Raw genomic sequence first — 18,298 nt, 5'->3', positions numbered from 1 at the left:
ACTTTCCTCCTTATTTTTTCATCCTTGGATCAAGAGCATCTCTTAGACCATCCCCGAAAATATTAAAACCTAAAACTAGTGTCGAAATCGCTAAGCCCGGAAATAAAGCAATATGTGGTGCAGTAAATAAATAATCACGGCCACTACTTAACATTGCGCCCCATTCTGGAGATGGAGGCTGAGCACCTAATCCGAGATATGACAAGCCTGCTGCTGAAAGAATCGCTGTAGCAAGTTTTAATGTAGCTTGGACAATTATTGGTGAAAGAATATTCGGAAAAATGTGTTTGAAAATGATTGTTGCATCAGTAGCACCTAATGCACGAATTGCATCAATATACTCAAGTTTTCTAACAGATAACGTAGATCCTCTTACGATTCGAGCAAACGTTGGGATTGAAAAGATACCAACAGCAACCATTACATTAATTAGACTAGGACCTAGTGCACTAATAATAGCAAGTGCTAGTAAAATACCAGGAAATGCTAATAAAACATCAACAACCCTCATGATGATTGTGTCTACCCATTTCCCGTAATAACCTGCAATCAATCCAAGAGTGATTCCGAAAATTGCTCCAAATAAAACAGATACAAAACCAACAGAAATTGAAAGACGACTACCAAAAATGATTCGACTTAAAATATCTCTTCCTTTATCATCTGTTCCCATCCAATGTTCTAGTGATGGACGTTGTAGTTTGTTCATTAAATCAATCGCAAAAGGATCCTTTGGCGAAATGAGTGGTGCAAAAATAGCTACTAAAATATAAAAAAGTACAATATAGGCTCCAACTAATGCTAATTTATTCTTTTTAAACTTCTTATAAAATACTTTCCATCTTTTTAGTTTTTGAGATTCTTTTTTTTCTAATTTGATTTCATTGTTATTCAATACAATCTCTGGTTTCATTTGTTTTCCCCCTTTTCTTTGTTTAAATTTATTCAAAATTAGAATTGAAGTAAATATAATGCAGAAAAGCAGTAAAGATAATTAAAAAACGAGTAAAGATTCTGAAAATATAAAATTTTATTTTTTTTTATAATTTGAATAAGCCTACGTACTCAATAAAAAATGGTGAACAAGAGATTCATAGGGAATGTATTAAGAGGAGGAAGAAAACAATGAAGAAAAAGACAGCTGGAGTATTATTTGCATCATTATTAACAATTTCTACTGTACTTGCAGGGTGTACCTCTGACCAAACTAGCAGTAGTGCAACAGGAACAAAAGCAAAAGCAGGAGGAACTTTGGTCGTAGCTAGACTATCTGATGCGACTACATTAGATCCACATTTTATTACGGATATACCATCAGCAAACGTTGTGTATGAAAAGGTATATGAAACATTAGTTGAACCAGATAAAAATATGGTGCCACAACCTCTTTTAGCAACAGAATGGAAACAAGTAGATAATGTGACTTGGGAGTTCAAACTACGACAAGGCGTTAAGTTCCAAGATGGATCACCATTTAATGCAGATGCAGTTAAAACAAATTTTGATCGAGTTCTTGACCCAAAAACTGGTTCACCTCAGGCTGGTAAATTTGAAATGATAAAAGAAGTTAAAGTGGTAGATGATACGACTGTTCAATTTATTTTGAAATACCCATATGCTCCACTTTTATCTATTTTAATGAGTAATGAAGGAAGTATTATTAGTCCAAAATCAATTAAAGAAAACAATGATAAAATTGGGCGAAATCCAGTTGGAACTGGTCCTTATGTATTTAAATCTTGGAAATCAGGAGAAGAAATTAAAATTGAAAAAAATAAAGATTACTGGGGAAATAAACCTAAAATTGATGGTGTAGTCTTTAAAGTAGTTCCTGAAGATGCTACAAGACTAGCAATGATTGAAACTGGTGAAGCGCATGTAACTGATCAAGTGCCTGTAACTGAAATCAATCGTATCGAAGCGTCTGACACAATGGATTTATACCGTACAGAGGGACTAGCTGTGGAATATTTAACTTTCAATGTTAAGAAAAAACCATTTGATGATGTTCGTGTCCGTAAAGCGATTGCACATGCAATTGAAGTAGATTCAATTATTAAAGGCGTATATAACGATGTTGGAACAAAAGCAAATTCAACAATGAGTCCGAAAGTATTTGGATATGATCCAAATCTTAAAGGGTTTGATTACGATATTAATGAATCTAAAAAGCTATTAAAAGAAGCAGGTATTAAGGACGGTCTATCATTTACACTTACAACTAGTGACCGTAAAGAAAGAATAAATATGGCTGAAGTTATTCAATCACAGTTAAAAGGTATTGGGATTAATGTGAAAATCCAAGTGGTTGAATACGGAGCTTATATTGATGCAATGGCAAAAGGTGAACATCAAGTTGCAATTGGTGGATGGGGTAATGCTACTGGTGATGGAGACTATAACCAATTTAACTTATTTGACAGTAAATCCCAAGGTGCAGCAGGAAATAGTGCATTCTACAGTAACCCTAAAGTTGATCAATTAATTGAATCAGCTCGACAAGAATCAGATAGTGAAAAACGTAAAGAACTATATGCTCAAGCACAAAAAATCGAAAATGATGAAGTACCGTATATTCCTATTCGTAACTATGAGCATTTAGCAGTTACTGGCTCATCTGTTAAAGGGCTTTGGTTAAACCCAGCAAGTTATTTAATGCTTGATGATGTAACAGTGAAATAAGTAATTCAATGAAACAGCATAATTCATTTATGCTGTTTCAGTTTTTAAATAGAAATTTAACATTAGGAGGAAAAAAATGATTGATTTGTTATTAGTAAATGGAACTGTTATCACAATGGACACAGAAAGAAGAATCATTGAAAATGGCTCTGTTGCTATTCACAATGGGAGAATAATCGACGTTGACTTGAGCGAAAACTTGAAAACCAAGTATGAGGCGAAAAAAATAATTGATTGTAGTCATCAATGTATTTTACCAGGATTAATAGATGTTCATGGTCATGGTGGTCATTCGATGTTTAAAACAATCGCGATGGAGAATATCGATTTTTGGATGCCAATTATGACGAAAACGTATAAGCATTATGTAACGGACGATTTTTGGTATTACGAAGGGAAGCTTTCTGCACTTGAAAGATTAAAAGCGGGCATTACAACTGGCGTTAGTGTGTTAGGATCAATGCCGAGATCGGATGATCCAATCTTTGCAATAAACCATGCAAAAGCTTACAACGAAGTAGGTGTGCGTGAAGTAGTTTGTACTGGTCCGTGTAACCCACCTTGGCCACATTCATTTAGTCGATGGGTTGATGGGAAAAGAATTGAGAAAGAAGTTACTTATGGAAGAAGTGCTAAAAGGGGCAGAAGCAGTTATAGAGGCATTGAATCACGCAAATGATGATCGAACAAGAGCTTTTATTACACCATTCGTTATTGTAACATCTGTAGATCCTTCCTATCCGACTTCTCCAGATCGACTATATGGGTTAACACAACATGATCTTTATCAAGCTAAAAAAATAAGAGAGATTGCTAGAAAATATAATACAAGAATCCACTCAGATGCATTTGGTGGAATGATTCATTTAGCAATTCAAGATAAAGAAAATGCGCTCTTAGGTCCTGATGTTCATCTTCAACATTGTCGAGGAATTTCATTCGACGAAGCCAAAATATTAGCTGAAACTGGTACAAATATTAGTGCTTCACCAGGTTTTGGACAAGTAAATGCACGCACACCAATTACAGAATTAATTGAAATGGGAGCAACTGTTGCGATTTCAACAGATGGTACATCACCTTCTACGAGTTTTGATTTATTTCAAGCGATGAGAAAAACACAGTTTGTCCACCAGGCAGCTCTTAGAGACTATTATTATTTACCACCAGGTAAGCTTTTAGAAATGGTAACAATTGATGCAGCAAAATGTATAGGTTGGGATGATGAAATTGGTTCACTTGAGATCGGAAAGAAAGCAGATGTCATCACAGTTAATCTTCATCAACCACATTTGACTCCAGAGTATATGCATGTTCATCGATTAGTATTTCAAGCAGTGGCAAATGATGTAGATCATGTGATTGTCGATGGGAAACTAATTATGGAAGGCAGAGATGTAAAAACCGTTCATGAAAGCACAGTTTTAAATGAAGCAAATGAAGAAGCTTTTGAAACGATTAAACGTGCAGGATTAGAAAAATATATGCAACCTACTAAGTATTTCTGGGGGCATGCCCGTGCCTATGTTGACGAGAGGAGATATGTTGAAAACTAAATAAAATTTTCAAATTCGAAGGGAGAAAAAATGAAAACGAAATTAAAGGGAAGATATGTAATTGGTTTTGATGGACATGAACATGTCATATTGGAAAATGCCGAGATTGTATACGAAAATGATTCAATTTTATATGTTGGAAAAAACTATTCAGAAGAAGTAGATCAAGTAATTGACGTTGGAAATGCGATCCTTAGTCCTGGTTTTATTGATTTAAATGCATTAGGTGACATTGATCATGATATTTTGCATTTCGAAGCGAAATCAAATAGACAAAAAAATCTCCTATGGTCTGAGGAGTTTGTAAAAAATGGGCATCCTGAGCTAATGAGTGAGGAGGAAGAAGCATTTAAATCTTTATATGCCTATTCTCAACTTATTTTAAATGGTATTACGACTGCTATGCCGATTACTTCTGTTTTTTACAAAAATTGGGCTGAAACGTTTGAAGAATTAGAAGCTGCAGCGAATCACGCGGGAAAACTAGGGTTGAGAATTTACCTTGGACCAAGCTATCAAGCTGGAATTAGAGTAGTCGAGCCAGATGGGAACGTTAAAATTCATTGGGATGAAACAGCGGGCGAGGAAGGGTTAGAAAGAGCCGTAAAGTTTATCGAAACCTTCGATGGTGCATTTGATGGACTGGTTAGAGGGATGTTAGCTCCAGAACGAATAGAATCACAGACGAAAGAAATTTTGATCAAAACAAAATATTACAGTGACAAATTAAACGTTCCAATCAAGCTCCATGCTGCGCAAGGCAGTTTTGAATTTAATACAATTTTAAAAGAACATAAAGTTACACCAATTAAATATTTATATAATCTTGGATTTTTAGGCCCAAATACAGGAATTCCACACGCACATTTTGTATCGGGCTATAGTGGAGCGAATTACAATATTGATAATGATATTTCTCTTCTGAAAGAAACAAATACTACTGTTATCCATTGTCCACTTATTATAGGAAGACATGGGGAAGGACTTGAATCATATGCAAAATATAAAAAAGTTGGAATCAATATTGCATTAGGTACTGATACGTTCCCTCCAGATATTTTTCAAAATGTACGCACTGCTAGTATGCTCTCAAGATATATAGAAAAAGAAGTAGAAGGATCGACATACGCTGATTTCTTTAATTCTATTACTCTAGGAGCAGCGGCATTTCTTAATCGCGAAGATATCGGGAAAATAGCAGTCGGAGCAAAGGCGGATATTATCGCAATTGATTTAGAAGGATTCCATATGGGTGTTACTGATGATCCAATTCGTACAATGTTTATTAGTGGGTCAGGTAGAGATGTAAAACTATCCATTATAAATGGAAGGATTGTGATGAAAGATCAAGTAATCCCTAATCTTGATATGGACGTATTAAAACAAAAAGGCCAAAAGTATTTTAATAAGATGAGAAAAGGATATATGGAAAGGGATTATGAACAACTTCCTGAAAATGATCTATTTCCACCATCTTTTAAAAAACTTGAAGCTATTAATGAACTACTTGCAAAACAAAATAAATGAAAAAAGTAAAGAAACTGAAAAAACAGGTAAAGATATTCAAAAATAATTATCTGAATATTTTATATAATTAGATAAATATTTGTAAGATAACTTTAAAAGGGAGGCAGTGCAATTGAAACTAAAATCGGGAATGGGGAAATTTTTTCTAGTACTATTTTCTGCTGTCACAATTACAGGATGTTCATCTAATCAAAACGTAGGTACGAAAGCAAATGGACAAGCAAGTGATTCAAAAGGAGGAAGTACGCTAGTAATTGCTCGTTTATCAGATGCCGAAAATTTAGATCAGCAATTTATGTCTACAATAAATGCAGCAAGCGTAACTCATCATAAAATTTACGAAGGTCTAGTCCAGCGAGATCGTGATAATGAAATTCAACCAATGCTTGCAGAGTCATGGAAACAAATCAATGATAAAACTTGGGAATTTAAACTCAGGCACGATGTGAAGTTTCACGATGGTACACCATTTAATGCAGAGGCTGTAAAGAAAACCTTTGATCGTTTATTAGATCCTAAAGTTGCTTCACCAAGAGCTGTCGTTTTCAAAATGGTAAAAGAAGTAAAAGTAGTAGATGAATATACAGTTCAATTTAATTTAAGCGAACCATTTTCACCACTTCTTTCAATTTTAGCAAATCATGAAGGTGGAATTATTAGCCCCAAAACAATCGATAAATATGGTAAGAATATTATTCAAGAACCAAATGGAACAGGTCCTTTTAAATTTAAATCATGGTCTCCAGGTCAACAAATTACATTAGTTCAAAATAAAGATTACTGGGGGAAAAAACCAAAGATTGACAAAGTTGAGTTCAAGGTAGTTCCAGAAGACTCAACAAGAATTTCAATGATTGAAACAGGAGAAGCTCAAATTGCAGAACCACTCCCAATCGCAGTTATGAATCAAGTTGAATCATCCTCAGCTATGGAAGTGTACCGAAGTGAAGGGTATGGAACAGAGTATATCGGATTCAATGTTACAAAAGAACCGTTTAATGATGTACGTGTTCGTAAAGCAATCGCTCATGCAGTTGAAATGGACTCGATTATTAAAGGTGTATTTAACAATGTAGGTAAAAAAGCGAATTCAGCAATGGGATCGAAAGTATTCGGATATGATGAGCAATTAAAAGCATACAATTACAATTTAAAAGAAGCGAAGAAACTATTAACAGAAGCAGGTTATCCAGATGGATTTGATGCAACAATCCTAACGATGGATAGCAAAGAACGAGTAAATTTAGCAGAAGTTATTCAATCACAATTAAAAGGAATTGGCATTAATTTAAAAGTACAAGTGATGGAATATGGTTCATTCGTTGAAAAAGTAAACAAAGGTCAATCAGAAATGTTTATTATTAGCTGGAGAAACGCAACAGGAGATGCAGATTACAATCAGTACAACCTATTCCACTCAGACTCACGCGGCGCTGCTGGAAATACATTCTTCTATAGCAATCCAAAAGTTGATGACTTAATTAATGCTGGAAGAAAAGAAAAAGACGAAGCAAAACGCAAAGAAATCTACGCTAAAGCACAAGAAATTGAAATGGACGATTCACCATATATTCCTGTAAGAGTAATCGAAAATGTCGCTGCAATCTCAAAAGACGTAAAAGGCTTCTCAATCAGTCCTTCAGGCTATCTAGAGATTAACGATGTAACAATTAAATAATCTGACTAAAATGTTCATCCCTGATCTAGGGGTGAACTTTCTTGTGGAAATGAAACAATATCTTCAATATAAGGAGTTCAAGAGTTGGTAAACGAGCAATAATGTGAAAAAACTTCCTCATAAATAGCTCATGAGGAAGTAAAACCGCAAAAAAGAAGAAAAATCCTTCCTCATAAAGGGCTCATGAGGAAGTAAAACGGCAAAAATTAGAAAAATCCTTCCTCATAAAGGGCTCATGAGGAAGTAAAGCCGCAAAAATTAGAAAAATCCTTCCTCATAAAGGGCTCATGAGGAAGTAAAACGGCGAAAAGAAGAAAAATCCTTCCTCATAAAGGGCTCATGAGGAAGTAAAACGGCAAAAATTAGAAAAATCCTTCCTCATAAAGGGTTCATGAGGAAGTAAAACGGCAAAAATTAGAAAAATCCTTCCTCATAAAGGGCTCATGAGGAAGTAAAACGGCAAAAATTAGAAAAATCCTTCCTCATAAAGGGTTCATGAGGAAGTAAAACGGCGAAAAGAAGAAAAATCCTTCCTCATAAAGGGCTCATGAGGAAGTAAAACGGCGAAGAGAAGAAAAATCCTTCCTCATAAATAACTCATGAGGAAGAATAGCCCATCGAAAGCGAGATCATGTAGTCAAAACAACCACCGAACCCTTATTTAATATCAACTCTAAAAATGAAATTGCAACAAGTAAAAATACCTTAAAAATAGGTAAATATTCTAAAATCAAAATATTTCAAACAGACTTATAATTAGAATAGAATCAAAATTTAATGTGGGATGGAAGGGTGAGTATATTGTCAAAATCGTATTGGTTAACAAATGTAACTCTGGAAAATGGTTTTACTTATAATGACAATGAAGTGATCAACGGAACTGCAACTGGAAAGTACAATGTTAAAATTGAAAATGGAAAAATTACTTCTATTCAAATAGTTAGTGATTTAATTACAGATCAATTGCCTCAATATGATGTGCAAGGCCTTCTAATGGTTCCTTCATTTAAAGAAATGCATATTCATATTGATAAAACTTATTATGGTGGACCATGGAAAGCATGTATGCCAGCAACTAATGGTGTGAAAACACGTATTGAAGAAGAACAAATTTTATTACCAAAATTGTTACCAACTGCTAAAGAAAGAGCAGAAAAGATGCTAGATCTTTTATTAAGTTACGGTACAACACACGTTCGAACACATTGTAATATTGATCCAGTTATCGGATTAAAAAACTTAGAAGCAACTATGCAAGCTTTAGAAGGATATAAAGATAAATTAACACATGAAATTGTTGCATTTCCGCAACACGGATTATTAAGAAGTAACTCTGTCGAACTAGTAAGAGAAGCGATGAAATATGGAGCAAATCTAGTAGGTGGAGTTGACCCAGCTACAATTGATGAAAACATCGAACGCTCCCTTGAGACGATTATGGAAATAGCTGTTGAATCTAATTCTGATATCGATGTTCATTTACATGACCCAGATCATCTTGGATTATTTACAATGCAAAGATTAGCAACATTAACTGAAAAAGCAGGTTGGCAGGGAAGAGTTACAGTAAGTCATGCAAGTGGTTTAGCAGATTTATCAGTTCCAGATGCTACTGCGATTGCTGAGAGATTTGCAGATTTAGGAATTTCGATTACTTCTACGGTTCCGATTTTTAGAACAATCCCAATTCCTTTACTAAGTGAAAAAGGTGTAAAAGTCGAACTAGGCAATGACAGTATTACGGATCATTGGACGCCATTTGGGATTGGAGATAATCTTGAAAAAGTTGGGCGACTTGCTGAAAGATTTAGATTAATTGAAGAAAAAACACTTGCTAATAGTCTTGGATTTATTACAGGTGGAGTGACTCCTTTAAACACAGAAGGAGAAAGAGCATGGCCAAATGTTGGAGATGAAGCAAATATCGTACTTGTTGAAGCTACTTGCTCAGCTGAGGCAGTTGCAAGACGAGCAAAACGAGCTGCTGTTATTTTTAAAGGGAATGTTGTAAGTGGTTCAATTTCAAATCTTGAATCAACAACAGTTTAAGTTTTATAAAAGAGAGTGATGAGATGAATCAATCATATTGGCTTAAAAATGTAAAACTTGATAGCGGATTTGTATTTGAAGATGGAAAAATTGATCGTACTGAGACTACTCTTTACAATTTACTAATTAATGATGGGAAAATTGAACAATTACAATCAGCTAATTTTCCATTACAAACAGATTTACCAGTTGAGGATGCAAAAAATTTACTAGCATTACCTGCTTTTAAAGAAATGCATAATCATTTAGATAAGACTTATCTTGGACTTCCATGGAAGGCGTGTATTCCTGCTGCAAATTTAGTAGAGAGATTAAATTTAGAAGCAGCCGAACTTGTAGAACTAGCCGAAACAGGTCAACATCGTGCCCAGCAAATGCTTCATCTATTATTAAAAGGTGGCGCAACCCATGTTCGAACACATGTTAATATTGATCCGTATATTGGCTTGAAAAATTTAGAAGAAATTCAAAAAGCACTTTATACGTATAAAGATAAAATGACTCACGAAATCGTTGCCTTTCCTCAGCATGGATTGCTTCGTACAAATAGTAAATCATTGATGAAAAAAGCGATGAGAGAGGGAGCGACGATTGTCGGAGGATTAGATCCTGGTGGTATTGATCAAAATATTGAACTTTCTTTATTTGAAATGGTTGATTTAGCAGTCCAGTTTGATGCTGATATCGATATTCATATTCATGACCCAGGTCATCTTGGTTTTTATACAATCCAAAAACTTGTTTCGTTTATTGAACAAGCCGGTTGGTATAATCGCGTAGCAGTAAGCCATGCATTTGCGCTAGGTGACGTACCGAAAAATGAATCAGTTGAAATGGCTAGCAAACTAGCAAGCTTAGGCGTATCAATTATGTCGACTGTTCCGATTAACAGGGTAATGCCTCCTGTTGATTTACTACATTCAAAAGGTGTACAAGTTGCTTTAGGATGTGATGGTTTCTATGATTCTTGGTCTCCACATGGAACAGGGGATATGTTAGAAAAAGCTGGAAGATTAGCTGAGAGATACAATTGGAAAGATGAATACGGGCTATCTCAAACATTGCAATTTATAACTGGTGGTATAAAGACTCTTGATGAAAAGGGTAATCTGTTATGGCCAAAGGTTGGAGATGAAGCAAGTATGGTTTTAGTCGATGCAGCATGTTCTGCAGAAGCTGTTGCAAGACGAGCAAAACGTGCTGCTGTTATTGCTAATGGAAAGATTGTTTATGGTGGACTGAATTACGAATCAGCTTTGAAATAAAGTAACAATAGATTACAAAAAGGGGCGAAATTCATGAAATCTAGCTATTGGTTAAAAAATGCTCGATTAGAAATTGGCTTTGAAAAAGAAGACGGAAAAGTGATCGGTACTGCTACTGAATTATTTCATCTTTTTATTGAAAACGGAAAGATCACTCGAATAACGAAAGAAGAAACGGATATTACGAATGAGTTTACAGTTCAAGATGCAGAAGGATTACTACTTCTACCATCTTTTATTGAAAAACATGTACATCTTGATAAAACGTTAATGGGAGATGTATGGAGGGCTTGTACGCCAACTTCTAGTGTGATTGAGCGATTTGAAAATGAAAAAATGGTTTTACCAACAATTGCTTCTAGTACAAAGGAGCGAGCAGAAGCTTTGCTTGAAATCCTTTTAGCCTCAGGCTCTACACATGTGAGAACGCATGTAGATATTTACCCAGAGATTGGAATAAGAAATTTAGAGCAAGTTGAACAAGCCTTAACAAATTATTCAAATCGTCTTAGCTCTGACGTTGTTGCATTTGCTCAACATGGATTATTAAGGTCAAATGCATATAATTATGTCAGAGAAGCACTAAGAAATGGAGCAGGAATTGTTGGCTCAGTTGATCCTGCTATTGTAGATCAAAATATTGAAGAGTCATTATATCAGCTTTATAATTTAGCAGTTGAAGCTGATGCAGATATTGATATCCATTTACACGATCCAGGTCATCTAGGCACTTTTACGATGAAGCGTATAGTAGAGTTTACGAAACAAGCGGGATGGGAAGGAAGAGTAGCAATCAGTCATGCATTTGGGATCGGAGATGTGCCTAGGGAAGAGGCAGTTGATCTAGCGAACAGTTTTAGAGACGCAGGAATTTCGATTGTCACAAGTGTTCCGATTAATAGACAAATGCCTCCAGTTGATTTACTAAATGAACGCGGAGTCGAAGTAGCAGTCGGTAATGATAATATCTTTGATGTTTGGTCTCCACTTGGTACAGGTGATATTCTTGAAAGAGCAGGAAGACTAGCTGAACGCTTTAGATGGATGGATGAAGTATCATTAGCGCAAACATTAAAATATATTACAGGTGGAAAAACGCCATTAGATACAAATGGGAACCAAGTGTGGCCAAAAGTAGGAGATTTTGCAAATCTAGTATTGGTAGATGCAAGCTGTTCGGCCGAGGCTATAGCTAGACGCGCCAATCGTAAAGCAGTAATTTATAATGGGAAAGTCGTTAGTGGTTCCTTAAGTGAAGAAAGATTGATTCGTAAATAAATAGAGAAATTGAAAGATTGGGATAGGACTAAGGTTAAAAAAAGGATGAAAAAGCCTCCCCAAGGAAAATAAACATCCGCATAAATCTATCCTGTCCGTAAACAAAGCTTTGTAAAAAGCCTAAGAATTAGAAGAAAAAGGATCTCTAGAATTTTCTAGATTTCCTTTTTCATTTTTTTCACATTTAGAAAGGGATTAATTGGTAGAAGTTGTAGTCAATTTTAGGAATTACGTATAAGTGCAACAACGCATTTGTTATGTCGACCGAGTTTACTTTTAAAAAATTCGAGAAAGCAGGCTGTAATATGGTTCGTTCTTATCTATTATTACTTTTTTGTGTAATCTGTTGGGGAAGTAATTTTATTTTTGGTTCAATACTAGTAAAAGAATTTCCACCAATTTTATTGTCAGCTTTAAGATTGTGCTTTATATTACTATTTATGGCTTTTTATGCATTAATGAAGAAAAAATGGAAAAAAATTAAGACGAAAGATTGGATTATGATTGTTTTACTAGGGTTAATTGGTACTTGTATTAATCAATGGTCATTTTATGCCGCTTTAGAAACAACCCATCCTACAACTTCTGCATTAATACTTGCACTTGCTCCTCTTACTACATCTTTTTTAGCTTCAATCGTTTTAAAAGAAAGACTAACAAAAGGTTTTGTATTAGGTTCAATTATCGCGTTTATAGGCGTCTTTTTTGTCATAACAAATGGACAAAAGCTTCAAATTACAATTGGGTTGATTTGGATTTTTTTAACGATGCTCACGTTTTCAATCTCAATTATTATGATTAAAAAGCTTACAGTAAGATATGAATCCACAACAATCACGCTTTACTCGAATTTTATTGGTTTTGGAGGCTTATTACCGGTTGTACTTTTTTCAAAAACAACTGGAGAATTGAGCAAGGAAGCGATGCCTTGGATCCTATTAATTGTAACAGCGATCGTTATGCATGGGATTTGTACTTTAATTTGGAATCATCAAATTCAAATAGTCGGAGCATCAAAAGCGGCTATGTTTCTTAACTTAGAACCTTTTATTGCAATGTTAGTTGGATTGATTGTTTTAAAAAATAATATTACTTTATCACAATTATTTGGTGGAGCACTCATTATTATTGGTGTTTTTCTTTCAACTTCATTAAAATGGAAAAGGGCCATTAAACACCCAGTCTATATAAAAGACACAAAGCATTTTTAAGCAAGAGGAGGAGGAAACTATGAAAAACGTAAGAGTTTCTACTACTCTTTTTTCATCAGTTCAATGGTTATTTTTTATTTTTGCAAATACAATTGTAGTCCCTATATCAATAGGTGCTGCATTTCATTTGCCCTCAGATGTGATTGAAAGTACGATTAGAAGTTCACTAATCTTTACTGGTATTGCATCTCTTTTACAAGGATGGATTGGTCATAAATATCCGGTCATGGAGGGGCATTCTGGTTTATTATGGGGAGTTATGCTGAATCTAGGATTATCAGCCTCTGCATTTGGGTTAAGTTATACAGAGATTGGAGGAGGAATGGCAACAGGATTTATTGCAGCAGGTATTGTTACATTACTTTTATCTGCATTCAATCTAATTTCATTTCTTCAAAAAATCTTTACTCCAATGGTAATGACAGTTTATTTGTTTCTACTTTCATTTCAGCTTATATTTGTATTTTTTAAAGGAATGCTTGGAATTACGAGTAAAGGTGAAATCAGTATTTCAATCAGTGTACTTTCTGTATGCATCGTATTATTTGTTAGTATTTTAAAATTAAAAGGTTCTCGTATGATCAGCAATTTTTCAATTTTAATTGGCATTATCGTAGGGTGGTTATTCTACTCAATTTTATTTGGAGCAGATGCAAAAGAAGTAGGGGCACAAAGTGCGCATTTTTCTATATTCCCATTAGGAGCACCAAATTTAGAAATAGGTATAATCACAATCTCATTTTTTGCTGGAATTATGAATTTAAGTAATACATTTGCATCAATTAAAGCTGCGTCTGATTTACTAAAAGAAGAAGCGAATACAAAACAATATCGTTTTTCACTATTGATCACAGGTAGCTTCACAATTATTGCTGCATTATTTGGAATTGTTCCATACACTCCATTTACATCATCACTTGGATTTTTGCAAAGTACACAAATATATGAAAGAAAACCATTTATATATGGTGGAGCACTACTAGCTATAATTGGCTTTCTTCCACCTTTCATTTCATTTTTAGCTACGATGCCTGTAACAGTTGGAAATGCAGTGTTATTTGTTGCATACCTTCAATTGTTTGGAACAGCATTTAGTAGTACAAATGGGAAAGTATTTACATCAAATACAATTTTTAGACTAGCAGCCCCGGTTTTAGTTGGAGTAAGCTTAATGAATATGACTCCTGGAACATTTGGAAATTTACCAATGATTGTTCAACCATTTTTAACAAATGGACTAATTATGGGTGTAATTCTTTCAATTGTATTAGAGAAATCGATTAACTGGAATCAGTTTGAAAAAGTAAAAGGATAAAAATAAGCTCGAGGAAAATATCCTCGGGCCTATTTTTATTTCGAGAAATTCATTAATTTTTGAAGCTCTTTTGTTAATTTAGTACTTGTATGATGAAGCCATCTTTTCGGAACAATTAAATGCTTGCAATTTTTACTATTTAAATAGCTGTAAATAATTTGAGCTTCATCGATTTCATCACGGCTTACATCTTTGGAGGATTGATCATGCATATTCTTGAAGTAATCAATTGAATTTAAATAGATTTGTTTAATTAATTGATCATATGAATCGTCTTTAATTTCTATCAATTCACAATGCAATATTTGTGTCCGATGGATCAGAAAGTATTTAAATTTGTTTTTTTCTAATTGTTCAACTGTAATAATATTGTGGTTTTGTTCAGTAAAATCAATTAGTTTTTCTTTATTAGTTAATGACTTTACCATTTCAATCCAATCCCTGTATTTTGCTGCAGCTTCAAAGTCGAATTGTTCAGACGCACTTAACATAAGCTTTTCCATTTCTTCAAGCAGGCTCATATCAGTACGATTAAGAAAGCCAATAACTTTATCAATGATCATATTGTATTCTTTAAGTGCAGAACCACCTAGACAAACTCCATTACATGTCCCTAACGAATAATTTAAACAAGCGCTATTTTTAATGGATGAATGGCCACAATTAATTTTAAAGCATTCCTTAATGCCATTAACTGCTCTTTCAACAGTACTTCTACTTGTAAAAGGACCAAAGATGAATACATTTTCTCCTTCGATAGGGTCATAGCTAATTTCAAATGTAGGAACTTTTTTATTTAAGTTGATGACTAAGTAAATAAATGATTGCGGATTTTTCATCATACGATTATACATAGGTTTAATCTCTTTAATTAAATGACACTCAAGCATAAAAGCATCGAATTCAGTATCTGTCAATAAATAGTCAAAATCTTTTAAATGGATTACCAGTTTCTTTACTTTTGGTGTATGTCCTTTTGAATTTTGAAAATAAGATTGAACTCTTTTTTTTAAGCTTTTTGCTTTTCCTACATATAGGATTTGACCTTTTGAATCCTTCATTAAATAAACGCCAGGGGATAATGGCAGATTTTTTACTTTTTCTTGTAGATTAATAGTAGTTCATCCCTTTTCTAGTAAGTATAAATTCATTTTAACATGAGTATTGAATAAAAAGTCAGCACATTTATGTGGAATAACTTCATCAAAACTTAATAAAAAAACAAAATTTAAAGTCTATAATACACGCATAAAAGAACGACTAAACGCGTAAAAATTGACTACAGTAGATTTAAAGGAGAAGTGATTTTGATGAAAACGATCTATACGACATCCTCTTTCTCCAATTGGGTTCTAGCTTGTATTGTTAATGGATTCATCATTTGGTTATGTAGTTTATTTGCTGAATTAGTTAACTGGAAGTATGTTGACATGGGATTCTTTTTATACTTTGTCATTCTAGTTTTCTATCTTATTTGTTTAAAACTAAATGAAGGATTCCCAGCACTTTTTCGGAGATTTGTACTCCGGAAAAAATTCGATTTAATTAATGTATCTGCTTATGAAGTAACAATTATTATTGTAGCAATATTTCATGTCGTCAGAGCGATCGTGATTTATAGAGATGCTCTTAGTACTGTATTTTAATTACCTCCACTAAAAAAAGAGGGTATCCTAACATTACATTCTTAGGAGAACCCTATTTTTTTATTTTAATGAAAAAAGTGTGACAAATAGAATCGCAATTTAGGAGTTCATCTATGTATTTCTTTCTAGATAAAGATCATAATTACTGTATAATTTTCATAGGTGATGAAAATGTTTTTAAAAAAAATTACACTTTTGCGCGATGATATAAAATCCTTTAGGCATTATCCGTTTTCAATTCCTTCGATTAAATCCTTTGATGAATTAAACCTAAGAAAAAATGTAACTTTCTTTGTAGGTGAAAATGGTTCTGGAAAGTCTACATTATTGGAAGCAATTGCTGATAAATGTGATTTTAATACAGCAGGTGGCGGACGTAATAATAATTATGAAGTTTATGCATCAGAGTCACAGCTAGGAAATTACATAAGACTGTCTTGGTTGCCGAAAATTTCGAATGGATTTTTCTTACGAGCGGAATCATTTTATCATTTTGCTACTTATTTAGATGAATTAGAGGACCCAAGAAAATATGAAAGATATGGCGGACAGTCTCTCCATAATCAATCACATGGGGAATCATTTTTATCCCTGTTTTTAAATCGATTTAACGAAACCGCAATCTATTTGTTAGATGAGCCTGAGGCAGCGTTGTCTCCAGCTAGGCAATTATCATTTTTAAAAATAATACATGATTTAGTAGAAAACGAAAATTCACAGTTTATTATTGCAACACATTCTCCCATCCTACTTGGTTATCCAAATGCAGATATTCTGAGCTTTGATCATGGGAAAATTACTAGAGTTGATTACGAAAATACGGACCACTACCAAATTACTAAATACTTTTTACAAAACAGAGAAAAGTTTTTAAGTGATTTATTACGTGATGATGAGTGAAACTAAAAAACTCAGTTCACCTATGTGAAACTGAGTTTTTTGTTATTCCTGTTCTTTTAATTCTTTAGGTAATAAAAATAGTCCATTTTCATCAGCGTGAAGATCAGCAACTTTAAAAACAGCATCTAAATTTAGTGGTCCATATATATGCGGGAATACTTGCCCGAAGTTTTCAGTATCTTCATAGACGATTTTAGATTTTGTTTTCTCTTCATCGATGCATAATAATTTTAAATCAGTTGCACCTTTAAAGAATAAATTTGCAATTTCAACAGTTTGTTTGAGGGTTGAACAATGGATAAAGCCTTCTTTGTTTAAACTATCTGGTGAATATTCACCAGAATTTTTTGCATTTTGCCAGTCTTTGTTCCCAATAATATGTAAAATCATTTTGTTTCTCCTTTAATCATTACTCAAAGTATAATTTTATTTTTCTTTTCATGTCTTCTTTATTTTCTGCAAATTGTTTATGTCGATGTCCATTACCGCCAGATGTATGGGGAAATCCGTATAAAATTGAGTCCGAGTTTAAATAATCATTTGTTGTTAGATAGGTTAACACTTTTGAAACATTAACTCCTAACGGGATAATGAGGGGATCTTCTAGTCTTATGATTTCCTTCGCAAAGGTATGAACAATATACTTTTTAAATAAATCAGTTCTTAAAATATTTGGAGTTGAACCATTATAGTTTTTTCCTTTATAAAAAACAGGGTATTTAATTACGGATGTCGTTTGGACTAAATGACTTGCTGTACTAAAAAGTTCGCTAGTAGAATTTAATCCAAGATATTGATGTAATTCTAATTCGTCTAACATAGCAATTAAATTCTTTCGCATCGGTCCTTCAAAGCTAGAATTCTTTTTAACCTCATGTAAAATTTCTTCGTCATCTATCTCCTGATCCTTGAGCCTGATTACAGTAGAATAAGATTGTTTCATTTGATGTAAACCAGGTGTAATCCCTACAATGATGACTTTAGCTTGCTCATTAATGTACTCAAAAGGAGCATAATAAATTTCTAAATTTTTTTTTTCATCTTTATCTACTAGAAATTTTTCACTTTTTAAAGTACTAGTTTCAAGTGAAGGAGATAAAGAAGATATTAACTTTTTATATTGGTTAAATTTTGCGTTAGCTAAGATTGCCATACTTTCCCTCCGCCACAACCGTATTATAGTATATTGTA

Annotated in this window: 14 protein-coding genes and 1 pseudogene; 11 read left to right on the top strand and 4 right to left on the bottom strand. The window is 33.7% G+C overall.

The genetic code is table 11. From position 1 onward, the window contains the following. Window positions 1-10 precede the first annotated feature (10 nt). Complete coding sequence (gene nikC / locus ACSBO6_RS15600) at window positions 11-913, bottom strand: nickel transporter permease (RefSeq protein WP_098846339.1); 903 nt, start codon at window positions 911-913, stop codon at window positions 11-13. A 212-nt stretch (window positions 914-1,125) separates the two neighbouring features. On the opposite strand from nikC, the gene ACSBO6_RS15595 reads away from it, so the two are divergent. From ACSBO6_RS15595 to ACSBO6_RS15555, 9 genes and pseudogenes are all read left to right on the top strand, one after another. After that, window positions 1,126-2,682 (top strand): glutathione ABC transporter substrate-binding protein, encoded by a 1,557-nt coding sequence (locus tag ACSBO6_RS15595; RefSeq protein WP_098846338.1) that lies wholly within the window; start codon window positions 1,126-1,128, stop codon window positions 2,680-2,682. Window positions 2,683-2,758: 76 nt separating this feature from the next. Continuing rightward, window positions 2,759-4,238: pseudogene (locus tag ACSBO6_RS15590) on the top strand (amidohydrolase family protein). A 30-nt stretch (window positions 4,239-4,268) separates the two neighbouring features. Next, entirely contained in the window at window positions 4,269-5,765 is a 1,497-nt protein-coding gene (locus tag ACSBO6_RS15585) for a chlorohydrolase family protein (RefSeq protein WP_498843652.1), read from the top strand. Window positions 5,766-5,877: 112 nt separating this feature from the next. Further along, window positions 5,878-7,443, top strand: coding sequence for a glutathione ABC transporter substrate-binding protein (locus ACSBO6_RS15580; RefSeq protein ID WP_353616070.1), 1,566 nt, complete (start codon window positions 5,878-5,880; stop codon window positions 7,441-7,443). A gap of 777 nt (window positions 7,444-8,220) precedes the next feature. Beyond that, window positions 8,221-9,492, top strand: coding sequence for an amidohydrolase family protein (locus ACSBO6_RS15575; protein WP_483295153.1), 1,272 nt, complete (start codon window positions 8,221-8,223; stop codon window positions 9,490-9,492). A gap of 23 nt (window positions 9,493-9,515) precedes the next feature. Beyond that, a complete protein-coding gene (locus ACSBO6_RS15570) occupies window positions 9,516-10,757 on the top strand; it encodes an amidohydrolase (protein ID WP_098844004.1) in 1,242 nt (413 codons plus the stop codon). Between the two features lie 33 nt (window positions 10,758-10,790). Next, window positions 10,791-12,035 carry an amidohydrolase gene (locus ACSBO6_RS15565; protein WP_098844003.1) on the top strand — a complete coding sequence of 415 codons (1,245 nt, stop codon included), beginning with the start codon at window positions 10,791-10,793 and terminating at the stop codon, window positions 12,033-12,035. A gap of 305 nt (window positions 12,036-12,340) precedes the next feature. Beyond that, a complete protein-coding gene (locus ACSBO6_RS15560; protein ID WP_098844002.1) occupies window positions 12,341-13,246 on the top strand; it encodes a DMT family transporter in 906 nt (301 codons plus the stop codon). 19 nt (window positions 13,247-13,265) lie between these two features. Continuing rightward, on the top strand, window positions 13,266-14,561 hold the full coding sequence (locus ACSBO6_RS15555) for a uracil/xanthine transporter (protein WP_098844001.1): 1,296 nt from the start codon (window positions 13,266-13,268) through the stop codon (window positions 14,559-14,561). Between the two features lie 35 nt (window positions 14,562-14,596). On the opposite strand, the gene ACSBO6_RS15550 is transcribed toward ACSBO6_RS15555, so the two are convergent. After that, the gene (locus ACSBO6_RS15550; RefSeq protein ID WP_498844678.1) at window positions 14,597-15,649 is read right to left on the bottom strand and encodes a GIY-YIG nuclease family protein; all 1,053 of its coding nucleotides are present in this window, start codon (window positions 15,647-15,649) and stop codon (window positions 14,597-14,599) included. A gap of 219 nt (window positions 15,650-15,868) precedes the next feature. On the opposite strand from ACSBO6_RS15550, the gene ACSBO6_RS15545 reads away from it, so the two are divergent. Both ACSBO6_RS15545 and ACSBO6_RS15540 read left to right on the top strand, forming a co-directional pair. Then, a complete protein-coding gene (locus ACSBO6_RS15545; RefSeq protein ID WP_498843651.1) occupies window positions 15,869-16,207 on the top strand; it encodes a hypothetical protein in 339 nt (112 codons plus the stop codon). A gap of 171 nt (window positions 16,208-16,378) precedes the next feature. Continuing rightward, window positions 16,379-17,107 carry an AAA family ATPase gene (locus ACSBO6_RS15540; RefSeq protein ID WP_098843998.1) on the top strand — a complete coding sequence of 243 codons (729 nt, stop codon included), beginning with the start codon at window positions 16,379-16,381 and terminating at the stop codon, window positions 17,105-17,107. A 42-nt stretch (window positions 17,108-17,149) separates the two neighbouring features. Here the strand turns inward: ACSBO6_RS15540 and ACSBO6_RS15535 are convergent, their stop codons facing one another. Together ACSBO6_RS15535 and ACSBO6_RS15530 are read right to left on the bottom strand one after the other, a co-directional pair. Further along, window positions 17,150-17,497, bottom strand: a complete 348-nt coding sequence (locus ACSBO6_RS15535; RefSeq protein WP_098843997.1) for a DUF952 domain-containing protein — start codon at window positions 17,495-17,497, stop codon at window positions 17,150-17,152. Window positions 17,498-17,516: 19 nt separating this feature from the next. Then, the gene (locus ACSBO6_RS15530; protein WP_498843650.1) at window positions 17,517-18,260 is read right to left on the bottom strand and encodes a hypothetical protein; all 744 of its coding nucleotides are present in this window, start codon (window positions 18,258-18,260) and stop codon (window positions 17,517-17,519) included. Between the last annotated feature and the right edge of the window lie 38 nt (window positions 18,261-18,298).

Source organism: Bacillus sp. AL-1R (genome assembly GCF_052180195.1).
GTDB lineage: Bacteria > Bacillota > Bacilli > Bacillales > Bacillaceae_G > Gottfriedia.
This window is presented reverse-complemented; position numbering and strand designations above follow the sequence as displayed.

Excerpts from the sequence above, each read along its gene's own strand:
- nikC (WP_098846339.1), bottom strand. The coding sequence starts at position 913 with ATGAAACCAGAGATTGTATTGAATAACAATGAAATCAAATTAGAAAAA.
- ACSBO6_RS15595 (WP_098846338.1), top strand. The coding sequence starts at position 1,126 with ATGAAGAAAAAGACAGCTGGAGTATTATTTGCATCATTATTAACAATT.
- ACSBO6_RS15585 (WP_498843652.1), top strand. The coding sequence starts at position 4,269 with ATGAAAACGAAATTAAAGGGAAGATATGTAATTGGTTTTGATGGACAT.
- ACSBO6_RS15575 (WP_483295153.1), top strand. The coding sequence starts at position 8,221 with ATGTGGGATGGAAGGGTGAGTATATTGTCAAAATCGTATTGGTTAACA.
- ACSBO6_RS15570 (WP_098844004.1), top strand. The coding sequence starts at position 9,516 with ATGAATCAATCATATTGGCTTAAAAATGTAAAACTTGATAGCGGATTT.
- ACSBO6_RS15565 (WP_098844003.1), top strand. The coding sequence starts at position 10,791 with ATGAAATCTAGCTATTGGTTAAAAAATGCTCGATTAGAAATTGGCTTT.
- ACSBO6_RS15560 (WP_098844002.1), top strand. The coding sequence starts at position 12,341 with ATGGTTCGTTCTTATCTATTATTACTTTTTTGTGTAATCTGTTGGGGA.
- ACSBO6_RS15555 (WP_098844001.1), top strand. The coding sequence starts at position 13,266 with ATGAAAAACGTAAGAGTTTCTACTACTCTTTTTTCATCAGTTCAATGG.
- ACSBO6_RS15540 (WP_098843998.1), top strand. The coding sequence starts at position 16,379 with ATGTTTTTAAAAAAAATTACACTTTTGCGCGATGATATAAAATCCTTT.
- ACSBO6_RS15535 (WP_098843997.1), bottom strand. The coding sequence starts at position 17,497 with ATGATTTTACATATTATTGGGAACAAAGACTGGCAAAATGCAAAAAAT.
- ACSBO6_RS15530 (WP_498843650.1), bottom strand. The coding sequence starts at position 18,260 with ATGGCAATCTTAGCTAACGCAAAATTTAACCAATATAAAAAGTTAATA.